General features: G+C 34.5%; 11 protein-coding genes and 1 pseudogene. 3 read left to right on the forward strand and 9 right to left on the reverse strand.

The genetic code is table 11. The features are described from left to right. Window positions 1-252: 252 nt before the first annotated feature. Entirely contained in the window at window positions 253-1,092 is an 840-nt protein-coding gene (locus GHD00_RS01760; protein ID WP_163536362.1) for a DNA-methyltransferase, read from the forward strand. On the opposite strand, the gene GHD00_RS01765 is transcribed toward GHD00_RS01760, so the two are convergent. Continuing rightward, window positions 1,084-2,250, reverse strand: coding sequence for a hypothetical protein (locus tag GHD00_RS01765; RefSeq protein ID WP_163536363.1), 1,167 nt, complete (start codon window positions 2,248-2,250; stop codon window positions 1,084-1,086). The two genes, GHD00_RS01760 and GHD00_RS01765, sit on opposite strands and share 9 nt — an antisense overlap. Window positions 2,251-2,663: 413 nt before the next feature. On the opposite strand from GHD00_RS01765, the gene GHD00_RS21395 reads away from it, so the two are divergent. Beyond that, entirely contained in the window at window positions 2,664-2,987 is a 324-nt protein-coding gene (locus GHD00_RS21395) for a hypothetical protein (protein WP_240468563.1), read from the forward strand. Between the two features lie 193 nt (window positions 2,988-3,180). Here the strand turns inward: GHD00_RS21395 and GHD00_RS01775 are convergent, their stop codons facing one another. The 8 genes and pseudogenes from GHD00_RS01775 to GHD00_RS01815 form a co-directional block, all read right to left on the reverse strand. Continuing rightward, window positions 3,181-4,170: an HNH endonuclease domain-containing protein gene (locus GHD00_RS01775; RefSeq protein WP_163536364.1), complete on the reverse strand. Its 990-nt coding sequence runs from the start codon at window positions 4,168-4,170 to the stop codon at window positions 3,181-3,183. After that, on the reverse strand, window positions 4,160-4,489 hold the full coding sequence (locus tag GHD00_RS01780; RefSeq protein ID WP_163536365.1) for a nucleoside triphosphate pyrophosphohydrolase: 330 nt from the start codon (window positions 4,487-4,489) through the stop codon (window positions 4,160-4,162). The genes GHD00_RS01775 and GHD00_RS01780 overlap by 11 nt, the downstream gene beginning before the upstream one ends. A 123-nt stretch (window positions 4,490-4,612) precedes the next feature. Next, window positions 4,613-4,696 (reverse strand): annotated as a pseudogene (locus tag GHD00_RS01785) (SEC-C metal-binding domain-containing protein); the annotation flags it as partial. A gap of 487 nt (window positions 4,697-5,183) precedes the next feature. Then, on the reverse strand, window positions 5,184-6,170 hold the full coding sequence (locus GHD00_RS01795; RefSeq protein WP_163536366.1) for a nucleotidyl transferase AbiEii/AbiGii toxin family protein: 987 nt from the start codon (window positions 6,168-6,170) through the stop codon (window positions 5,184-5,186). Beyond that, window positions 6,151-6,792: a DUF6088 family protein gene (locus tag GHD00_RS01800; RefSeq protein WP_163536367.1), complete on the reverse strand. Its 642-nt coding sequence runs from the start codon at window positions 6,790-6,792 to the stop codon at window positions 6,151-6,153. The genes GHD00_RS01795 and GHD00_RS01800 overlap by 20 nt, the downstream gene beginning before the upstream one ends. A gap of 197 nt (window positions 6,793-6,989) precedes the next feature. Beyond that, window positions 6,990-8,216: a Bcr/CflA family multidrug efflux MFS transporter gene (locus GHD00_RS01805; protein WP_163536368.1), complete on the reverse strand. Its 1,227-nt coding sequence runs from the start codon at window positions 8,214-8,216 to the stop codon at window positions 6,990-6,992. 323 nt (window positions 8,217-8,539) lie between these two features. Beyond that, a complete protein-coding gene (locus GHD00_RS01810) occupies window positions 8,540-9,001 on the reverse strand; it encodes a hypothetical protein (RefSeq protein WP_163536369.1) in 462 nt (153 codons plus the stop codon). 451 nt (window positions 9,002-9,452) lie between these two features. Next, entirely contained in the window at window positions 9,453-10,859 is a 1,407-nt protein-coding gene (locus GHD00_RS01815) for a family 4 glycosyl hydrolase (RefSeq protein ID WP_346427593.1), read from the reverse strand. Between the two features lie 165 nt (window positions 10,860-11,024). On the opposite strand from GHD00_RS01815, the gene GHD00_RS01820 reads away from it, so the two are divergent. After that, window positions 11,025-11,858: an AraC family transcriptional regulator gene (locus tag GHD00_RS01820; protein WP_240468564.1), complete on the forward strand. Its 834-nt coding sequence runs from the start codon at window positions 11,025-11,027 to the stop codon at window positions 11,856-11,858. The last annotated feature ends 196 nt before the right edge of the window (window positions 11,859-12,054 follow it).

Below are 12,054 nucleotides of genomic sequence, written 5' to 3' on the forward strand. Positions count from 1 at the left end.
TCAATTCGTATTTTTGAAGGTATTTGTGACATTGCGTATAATCAATCATAAAATCTGGTAAGCGTTAAGTAGCTTAGACCTAGATAATATTGGTATTTACTTGCAAACGGTATACCTTCAGTAGTATAAACCCCTGTATCAACCTTCCTAGGGTGTTAGCAACTCATTAAACAATAAAGAAAATCAACTTGAATAGGACAAGCAGGCGATATCATACCTTTTATAAATGAGTTGGACAGGGAGGAGAAAATTTTGGAGTTAATAATGTATAACAAAGATTCAACAGTTGGAATGAATGAATTTCAAACAGGGTCTATTGACTTGATTGTTACAAGCCCTCCTTACTGGAATATAATTGATTATAATCATCCAGATCAATTAGGAAAAGGTTTGACTTATAAGATGTTTCTTGAAAATTTAAAAAAGAATCTGTTTGAATGTATGAGAGTTCTAAAAGAAGATGCCTTTATATGTATAGTAGTAGGTGATGTTAGGACTGGAGACTATAAGCAAAATGGGCGCCCTAGAATTTATTCATTACAGTCTAGTATAATAGAATACTTTACAGAGGAGATGGATTTTGATTTATTTCAGCACTTTATTTGGGAGAAATACGGGGTCAAAAAAAGAAAAGGCCCTAATATTTATGGATCGGTTGGTACTGGAAAAAATAAAGATAAAGCTGTACCCCCACTACTATACTCTGATCTAATAATGGAACACATTTTAGTTTTTAGAAAACCCGGCAAAAGAAGTAGAGGGACAATTCCTGAAAGATTAACTCAAGAAGAAAATATACTTATGAAAAATGACTTAGTTGAATGGTTAAATCCTATATGGAAAATCCATTCCCCTCCAAATCCTAAACATCCAGCTACTTTCCCTGATGATTTAACTTATCGATTAATTAAATTATTTAGTTTAAAGGATGATAAAGTTCTAGACCCTTTTGCGGGTACTGGTACTACCTTAATTAACGCTTTAAAACTAAACAGAAATGCTTATGGATATGAGATAAGTAAAGAATACACAGAAATCATTAAAAATAATCTAAACCTAAAATACATAGATGAAAACTGCCTTTCACTGTAAAAAATTATTTTCAATGTCCCTAAATTCATTTTCTATAAAATGATTTGTTCTATAAGCATTTGAGCTACTTTCCTTTATGTTAGATATTAAATTCGTTACTTTTTCTTTTAACAATCTACTTGCCTCTAATTCATCAGATATCTTACTAGATATATACTCTAATAATGAAAAATATTGATTTGGAGTTATTTCACGAGTGTTTTGTTGCGTGTAAACGTCAAATAGTATAGGAAAAATTAACTCTCCCAAATCACCGTACGCTTCGGATACCGATATACCTTTATTACCATTAATAATTATTTCTCTTTCTTTTTCAAAGCTAAACACTCTAGTCCATTTTGTTTTTCCACTTTTATATTCATCATTCCATAGGGGGATGCTTGGGTCAATCCCGTGAATATCACAATATTCTTCACGACTCATGATAGGTGATGTTACTTTACCTACAAATAGCTTTTGTAATTTCCAATTTGGGTAAATAGCATTTTGATCTTTCCAGTATTTATTTAATTTTTGTTTTATTTGAAATTCACCACCAGACTTAACAAAAAGAATTTTATCACCTTTTGCTAAGTCAAAACTAGTCAAATTATTAGTTGGACACCATATTCCACTTAATCTAGCAGGTTTTACAGGGTATGTTCTATAATGGTGATAAAAATTATTCACTTGACTAGTAAGCCATATTTTTTGATATTTATTGTCTCTGTTTTGAAGTTGTTTTTGTATGAGCCTGTTAAAATTTTCAATTACAAAAGCCCGAAAATCTTCAATATCAATTTCATAAATATCGACTTTAAATTTATTAATTAATCCATTTGGTAATAAATCGTGTTTTAGTACAATAATACAACCATTTTCCTTTTTAAATTTATTAAATTCCCTATCATATTTATCAATTTTATGATAATCAAATAATGATGTAAGAAATTTCACTTCGGCAGGCCGAACTCTATTAGTACCTTCAAATAACATTTCATTTATATCTGGAAAAGAAGTTTCTATTGGTTTTATCATATTTACTTTAAATAATGCTCTTTTTAGAACCCTCTTTCCTTTGCTAAAAGTTTTATACAAATATAACTTATTTTGCTTTGTCCTATACTCCAAGTATTCATAAATTACTCTTTCATGTAAAAAAGCTTTCGCAGTAGACACTTATATCACTCCAAGCTATTGTTAGTGACATTATGCCCACTTTTATGATGTTTTAAATTATTACTTTTACTTTTTCTAAAATAAATTTATATATAAGAATTATTAGTAGAATCGAGTAAAGGACGGATATATTAGGTGGAACGAAAACGATGTGAGTTAAACTAGTAAGCGATGATGAAACAACCATAACTATTCCACCTAATAATACAGTATGTATATTCACTGTAGAAGCTATCTGGGTATCTCGTAGAATTGGTGGTACTTACCATCCTAGAGTTTCTTTAGTTGCAAAGGGAATAGGCAATATATCTACTATCCTAGATCCACAATGGCATGGTCTGTCATTAGTAGCCGTAAACAATCCTACTTCTAGAACAATTAAAATTAGCGTTGGGCAAGCCTTTGTTTCAATCATGTTATATTATTTAAAAAATCCTGCTACAAAAGGAATAATAGAAAACCAAGCTAGTCGACCTGATATTTCATCTAAATTTAACCTAACAACTGAGGAAGAGACGTTTCTTAATGAACAATGGCATAGGAATCAGCATAGTCTTGTTACAAAAATGGTGCACTCTCAAAGCTACAAAAGTTTACTGGAGGATAAAGCTAAATTTAAAAGAAATATCGTTAGTATATTAGACCATAATCTAGTAGGCGGTTTATTAGGGATTAATTGCATGCGTTATTGGTGGAATAATTTTATTTTCTCTTGGTATGAATTAAAAACAATATAAATAGGGATATTTTTTAGATCACATGCACCTTCCATTTATTAAACTAGAATATGTTAACTTAATTTTTTTAATAATAAAGTTGTTATACTATGAAATTGATTTTAAATTGTAGGGAGTTTAAATTGGCTAACTTGTTTCTTATTGGAAATAGATTTGATATTAATACTTGGTGCCTGTCACTCCCCGAATTATGTCACGGACTCCAAATCGTATCGAAACCATTTTTAATCGAGTAATCGTAAAGTAAAATGATCTTTTTGTCTTTGTAGTTCGTCATTAATTTTTTAACATCTGTATCTTCTTGTTTTTGCTTATTCAATTCGTTATTCCTCTCAATAATAACCCCCAGGTAATCTCTAGTTGGAAGTTTGTCGCTTTTGGAACTGTTACACGTATTACAGGATAGAACAAGATTCCAAATCTGATCAGACTGCACAAACGACCATGGGATAAAATGATCCACATGGGTTTGTCTATTCCTGCTTGCTAATGATTTTCCACAATAGAAACAGGTCGAATCAAAATAGTGTAGTAGCAATTTTTCAAACGGGTGTAAAGAAGAACGTCTTGCAATACTTTCCACTTTTCCAAGTAAATAATTAATACTTGGCACTTCATTCAATTTTTCAATCATTGTAGCCATATGATAATTGGTAAGATTCACAATTAACCGTTGATAATTTAACATAAAGCGATGAACAACAGGGTTTAACCGCAAGCATTCTTGCTTATGATCGAAAGCATAAAAATTTCCTCTTGTATCCCCATAAAGTGCGCCATACACATTTTCTTTCATCGTACGTTTTACTTGACTGACGAGCTTTACCTGTAAGTCTAAATCAATCTTATCAAAACTAATCTCAGCTGGAATGCCATGTTTCATTTGCGCTTCCTTTATAATTGTGACTACCCTCGCATTTTTCCCTCTATTTTGTTTGACTAAATTATGATGGGCGATCAGGTTCCAATAGATTTTTGTAAAGGAATAGGCCAACTGATCATAGGTCAACTCAAATTGATCATTGATCTGGTATAGGTTTTCAATCAAAGATTTGATCAGTGCATATTTATAAGTCGAGGACTTAACGGATTTGCTAGATAATACAATGGTAAAAATTCGCCAAATATCCTCATCTGTTATGTATGTCTCTTGGAGCTCTCCCACCTTTAACTTATGACTCATCTTCAACCTCAACTAGAAAAATTTTATCCTTAAATCCTCCACGTTTTTCTGCTTTTTGCTGACGAATTTTCTCGACCTCTTCCATCGTTGTACCATCTTTGTAAGCCAGGGTATGAATGACTTCTAATACATCCGCTAACTCTTCTAAACGATCCTGATCATTTTCAGCGGCAAAGTATTCCTCTACTTCCTCACCCAGTTTAGCTCCTAATGCTGTTATGTAGTCTTCATCATCTAGTATCTTCGTTTCATAATTCTTTCCGGATTTTTCAATGATTTGCGGAACCAAATCTCGCACTAATTTATTGTACTCTGGCATGATTAGCTTCCTTTCTATAATGAAACTCCTTCATAATTTGTAGTAATTATGTGTTTTAATGATGCGAAAGTTGAGTTATTTATTATACATTTGTTGAAAGTATTTGTTCTCTTCTCGTTTTCCTCAACCACAGCATTTCTTATATTTTTTCCCACTACCACATGGGCAAGGGTCGTTTCTACCAATTTTCTGTTCATTAACTACAGGAACTTGCATTTCTTCATCTGATTCTGCGTCTATATATTTCCGTAAATAGTACTCAGGAAGTTTCCCCAACTTTTTACAGTAACGTTTTTCATTATATACTTCTTCATTTTTCATCATATCAAACATTTCTTCTCCTAATACAGCAGCAATCATTTCCTTTGATTCATTCTCGGCATAACCAAGATCAAATAATCGATTTAATGCTTTTTTCGTACATTTTGGATCATTATCACGTAATTGATTATCTACAACCTCAAGCATTTGAGCCTTTAATCTATAGTTCACCACGGGAATCTCTCCTTCATCTTTCAAGTTTAAATAGGCTTTTCATATAGTGTAATAATTCATTCGAGATTTACCAACTCCTATCTCTTAGCGAAACTGTTGTGTGGATTTAATGGTGCCTGTGGTCAATACCCAATTTAGTAGAGTGCACTCATACCGTCCAATTGAAACCTTTAGTTATTGTAATAATTGCATATCGAATTTATTTAAATTCTATTAAATTAGCTGGATTTACCGGAATCACATCTGGTAGCCAACCTCTAGTAACGATCTCTTGCAAGGAGTTAATGGAAATTTCATAATCAACATACTCTGATAAAAACTCTCTTGTATTTGTCTCATAATCTTCCTTAAAAACAGCATCGTTTATTATTTCTTGTAATACATCTAATAGTTCAAAACCTGCTTCACAGGAATATGTTTTCTTGCCTATCCTTCGCGTTTCTATTATTTGACTTACAAGAGATGTTAAGTTTTTTGTATTTAGTAAGCCGCTTTGATAAATCATATGAATATCATAAATATGTCGTGATTTGCGGTTATAGTCCTTTTCATGATGATAGTCACATATAGCAAATAACTTGTCCAAAAAAGTCCTATCGATAGATTGAGTACTCATAGAAAAAGGAGCCAAATGATACTCCTCAATTAAATTTATTAAATTCTCTTTTTCTAAAAATTTAGTTATGTAGTTACTAACAGGTTTTACTTCGCACGGGAATGCTTTAAATGCAAGTGTTGTTTCAATGAGAATATGATCTAGCATTTGTAAGTCATCCACATCCTTATAAGTCTGATTGTAACCAATCCTATACTTATTAAAATGTCTTTTAGATCGTATGGGTTCCTCATGTTCATCATTTAATAAAGTAAAATCTAGTTTCTCTATTGTTTCTTTAATTGATTGAATCAATGGTTCTTGGTTTCTCTTCAATGGGCCACTTGTTAACTTATTCCCTTCAAAATTGATCGTTAAATCAATGTCCTCCGAAAAACGATTTATGACATCATAACATTTTGAAAGAGAGGTCCCGCCTTTAAATACTATATTTGGCGCAACCTCATGTAGTTTTTTTAACAATAGTGATACGTAATAATCCTTTTCCACTTGAAAAGGTAGTAAGTTAAATTCATCTGATGCAGCTTCAACTACTTCTTGAAATACTTCCTTATTTCCGTGCAAATTCATTATAAAGCTCCATTTCTAATATATTTTCCAATGTTTTTCTCGGATATTTTTTTAGATACTGATTTAATTCACTGATGGTAAAATTAGCATCCTTTAAATATCTCCTTATAGAATCAACGGATTTTTCTAATGGAATTTCACTTATTCGATCGAAATCATTCAATAAATCTAATACTTGCAACAGTTTATAGTTCTGACTATCGATTCTTATTCTTGGTTTCTTTAGTTTCACAACTTTTTTGCCAAGTGTTACTTCATATTCAGGTCTTCCTGTTTCATTCGTTACAATCGTTGTCATACTGGCTGTTTGTGAAGTTAAACCAAGCTGATTCGAAAAATTTGTTCCCGTTATATAACCTATTACATTTTTATCAATTGGTTTTATATATCTTCGTCTTATTACTTTATCTATGTTTACACGTGGCTTCTTTAATACACTGTTGGCTCTTGGTACGTAATAAATACCATTCCTAACTTTAATTAAATTACCTTTATCAGACAATCTTTTCAAATTTTGACGTAAGGCTTCATCGGACATATTGATACGCTTTTTCAAATCTTTCGTAAATACAGGCTCATCATATCCATATTCTTTTAAAATGACTTCATACACCTTATTCACCTTACATCCCTCCTAATACATTTATTATATCATCAAAATTAACGATCATGTAACATATTTATATATCATTTTTCCCAAACGTGACATTTATTAATCAATAATTTATATTCAACAATTGATTTCGTTTGATTTTTAAAATAACACCTTTCTATTCGAATAATGTTTCGATTAGAAAGGTGTGTGGATATTTCATGACTCTAATTATTATTTACAACTTGTTTTGCTTCCTCTATTTTAATTGGGGCTTTTCGAGCTAACACAAAATAGGATAAAAAGGCTAAAAAGCTTCCGCAAAAGATAACAATCCCCATTGGAATAGCTGTATGTTCCCCTGCTATTCCCGCAAGTGGAGCGGTTAAAGAACCGAGTAAAAATGGCAATACACCTAGTAATGCAGATGCACTTCCTGCAATGTGCCCCTTTGTTTCGATAGCTAAAGCAAAAGAAGAAGTTGCAATAATACTGATGGAAGTTACGAGAAAGAAAATAGGAATAGCAACAGCTACTAATGGTGCTTTTAACAGAAGAGCTATAAGCAATGAAATAGCAGCCGAATTAGAAATAGTCAAACCTATCTTCAAAAAAGTTTTCTCCGAAACAACCGATACTCGACCAACAATTTGAGTACCCATAATTAATCCGAAACCGTTCAAACCAAATAAGAAACTAAATACTTGAGGCGAAACGCCATAGATATTTTGATAGACAAAAGGGATACCGGATACATAAGCAAAGATTCCTGCAATCGTAAAACCTTGCGCAAAAGCATAACCTGTAAATTCTCTGTCCTTTAATAAGGAGCCAAAATTACCGACGACTTGCTTAAAATTGCTTGGTATACGTCTTTCAGTTGGTAATGTCTCTTCAAGTTTGAATGAAATAGTTAAGATTAAAACTAAACTAACGCACGCCAAGACAACGAAAACCACATTCCAATTTGCAAAGGAGAGAATAGCGCCACCCATTACCGGTGCAACAATTGGTCCTAGATTTCCAACCAACATCAACGTAGCAAAGAATTTCGTTAATTCTCTTCCACTATAGAGATCTCTAACGATTGCTCTGGAAATGACGAGTCCACCTGCTGCTGCAAAGCCTTGTATGAAACGTGAAACGATCAACACATAAATATTAGGCGCTACAGCGCATGTTAAAGAAGATAGTAAATATAAGCCGAGAAAAATAAGCAATGGTTTCCGACGACCTTGTACATCACTCATCGGCCCAATGATTAACTGCCCCAAGCCGAGTCCTAACAAGCAAGTTGTTAAACTAATTTGTACTAAAGAAGCATTTGTTTGAAATTCTTCCACAATAGTTGGGAATGACGGCAAATACATATCTATTGTGAAAGGACCTAGTATGGATAGTGATCCTAATAGTAAAGCCAACTGTAACCGTTTTGTATTTGTTAACGCATTCATTAATCTATCTCCTTCTACATTGGGTTTTGATATGAACCCTATAAATTATGAAACTTTAATTCTTTTACCACTTTAAATAGTGTATAACTTTAGAGAAAATTTTTCACTAATTCTGTTTGGTTTTATTCGTTGTTTAGATTTGGCTACGGGCTATAGGAACAAAAAAATCAGGCATGTTGGAAACAATGCCTGATACTCTAATTTTGTTTAGCTATGTTGTTTCTAATAACTGATGTTATCTTGATAGATTTGTTGCAAACTTCTTATAACACTCTCCATAACAAACGGCGCATCCATCATGGACATATTTATGGGGAACTCTTTTATGCTTTTTCCGTCACCTTAGGAAAAGTTGCTGCAAATTTGAGAATAGCTGTCAAAATGATTGTTATGAATGCCAATACCATAAAATAAACAAATAGTTTTCCTGAAAAAATTAGGAGCATTCCAAATAATACAAACTGTAGATAACCCAATACGATTTTTAAAAGTACAAAAGACTTGTCGGCCCTTTCGTTACACGTTACGAAATTGGTAATCCCCATCCAAAGCAGAAATGCACAGGAAAGGAAATACATCATAAAAGGTAACAAAACATTACGGTAAATACTCAAATGCCCACTACTATCAATCATGGCGTAACCTTCCATGATAAAAGCTATTAAAGACATATTTGCTATTTCCCCAGACAGCTTTTGAGCCACAATAGCTAACACTAAACTAACAACAATAGTCATTAGTTGTGTGAAGTTATCCTTAAAAATTTCTTTCCCATATTTCACCACAAGCAACACCTCTTACTTCTACTCTATGAAGTCTAGTAGGAAAATAGGACAAGTCTTTTATATTTTTGATAGATGATAGAGTTATTAATGTTGCCTGTCACTACCAAAATCAGCTTGTTAAATTGAAATTTTGGTACTTATTCACTTTCTAAGTACCAAATTTATGATCTTGGGTTTCATTTTGGCACTTAAACCAGTTTTAAGTTCCATTTTGGCTATTTGCTTTCTCGTTTTGGTTCTTATTCTTATTTTAAGTACTATTTTAATTTCTCGCTTTAAATTTTGGTACTTACTTTTTATAAATTTGCCATAAAACAAGTAATCAAGGAAATGCTATCGTCTGACAACGCTTTTTCGGTGCATCTCCCCCATATTAATGGCGCCTGCCACTTCTCAAAATAGACAAAATCCGAAAAAAAAGGCACCAGAGGATCGGTGACTGAAATAACTCCTATTTAACTACGTAAGACTTTATAGCATACCAATCTTTAGGAATAACATCCTTCTCCAACTCTAGAAGTTCATCTATGATTTGGTCTGCATCAGCAATGGAATTGACTAGTGGGTCTGTCAACATCGCCCTTCTAAGCTTCTTGCGGTCGCCTTCAACAACAGCTTCAGCCGTTAATTCATGGGTATCCAGTACGACTTCCTGCATGCCGCGAATTCCGCGAGGCATCTCACCAACAGGTAACGGCTTCACCCCATCCATCGTAACCTCACACAACAGCTCTAAGAGGGCATCGTCGTTCATATTCGTTACGGCACCTTGGTTGAATGTGTTAATGTAGAACGGTTTTCCTAATCCCCCCACCATATTTTCAATAATATCTGTTGCATGGTCTGGACCGAAAGTTGTCATATACTCCTCGATTGGTGTTTCGCCACTTAGGAAACGGTCTATCTGCTGCCACATCTCCTCATGGCGTTTATACCGATCTTCCGTTTCCCAAATCGATAGCGGTGGAATGTCATCTTCCAGTTTGCCAAGTCCTTGCCAATAAGGGACGTACTCCTTTGTATGAGCAGTACAGGTTGGAACATATCCAAAGATGTCGTATAATTGGTAGCTTATTGAATCATTGAAGAGTGCCTTGGCTCCTGTGTCGCCCCCTACTGTTTCTGTTTCGGCTGATCGCCTCAATGATTCAGCAATCGCGGGACGGACATCCTTCCCTTCATACTCCGCTTTTAACAGCCAAGTAAAATGGTTTACCCCAGCAATACGGAGATCGAATTTTTGATCCATCTCTTCTGTGTATTCGTTTTCATTTTTAATAATACCTGCCCGCTTGGCATAGATAATTTTCTTATGTGGCATATGGTGCGAATCACATAGTGCAAAACTCTTTAGATTAGGCGCATATCGCTTTAACGCCATGCCATTGACAGTGGACGGATTAATATAATTAATCACCCATGCCTCAGGACAAATTTCTTCGATATCCCTTGCACAATCCATGATCGCTGGAAGTTCGCGCATTGCTCGGAAAATCCCGCCTGGCCCGATTGTATCTCCCGAGCACATTCTTATTCCATACTTCTCGGAGACTTCACAGTCGATCCCCCTATATTTTACTGTATCATCAGCGAAGCTAAGTACTACAAAATCCGCATCCTTCAGTACATCCTTACGATCAATCGATCCCTCAATCTTTAAATCTACATTATTAGCATCGACAACCATTCTGGCAAGCTTCACCAGCTTGTTCAACCTCTCTTCGTTGGTATCTACCAAGGCCAAAGTACCTTTATTTAGATGCTCGGAATGAACCATTTGCCAGATGCACTGACGACCAAAGAACAAACTTCCCGCTCCTAACACAACTACTTTCGGTTGATTACTAGTTATGATGATCTCCTCCTACATTTAGTCTCGTTATCCATTATATGTTATAAATCACATATAAAAATGTGGGGAAGTTAGCTTTTCATGTCATTTAGTAAGATTACTACTTCTTCTTATCCCCTTTTGTTACAATAGTATATAGTTATTATGTCGAAAAGTACGGAGTTGGTTACCGTGGAAAACTTACATATTTTTAATGAGCTATCTGAGCTTGTGATGCTTCGAATAAATGCTTGCAGCGAAATTGTTCATCCAAGTGATTGGGTAGAGAGCAAAAATCATAAAGATTATGACTTGTGGTATGTGCAAGAAGGGCAAATAGAAATCCGTATTCACGATGAGGTGCACCTCGCACAAGAAGGAGATTTAATTCTTTTCAGTCCAAAAGTGGCCTATACGGCAACAACCCTAGGCGGTTGCAGGTTTATTTTCACACATTTTGATTTTGGACTTGGGGATCATCATGAAATTCTAGACAATTTTCAACTTCCGGGAATTATGACAACCAAGCTTGTTCAAGAGGAAATCAGCCTGTTTTTAGATACTTATGATCAATATAAACGTAACACCCCGATGTCCGGCTTCCGGTTGAAAGGATGTCTGACGATTCTACTCGCCAAGATTATGGAACGTTATGGGCTTGGGGAATATCAAGGGGAATTTTTAAACCATACTCCCAATAGAAGGAAAAATAGGAATCTGCAGACACTGCAACCCGTCTTCGATTTTATCCAGGATCATCTGCATCAACCTCTCCGCATTTGGGAGCTTGCTAGAATAGCGGGCATGTCGGAGAAATATTTCATCTTTTACTTCAAACAAGCCTTGGGTATTACACCAGGCCGTTATATCTATCAGCTAAAAATGAATCGTGCCCGTGATTTGTTGCAGAGCAGAAGCTATTCCATTCAGCAAATCGCTGAGATGCTCGGATACCCTGATCCATACAGCTTCTCAAAAGCGTTCAAAAAATATTACAAAGTGCCTCCTTCACAGTTTATTTGGTAATTTTATGACTTCTCTGCTGCTCAAACGCTTGGATAAAATTCTCCGTTGGCTGAGCACCATTAAGCGCGTATTTTTTATTAATAAGGAAGATAAGAACACCGCTAATTTGATATCCCTTCGCTGTTGCTCATCGGCACGTACTTCTTCCTTCACCATCACTTGCAAGCATGTCAGCCACTCTCTTAGTTCCAAACTT

Source organism: Gracilibacillus sp. YIM 98692, from assembly GCF_010993965.1.
Taxonomy (GTDB): Bacteria; Bacillota; Bacilli; order Bacillales; family Amphibacillaceae; genus Gracilibacillus.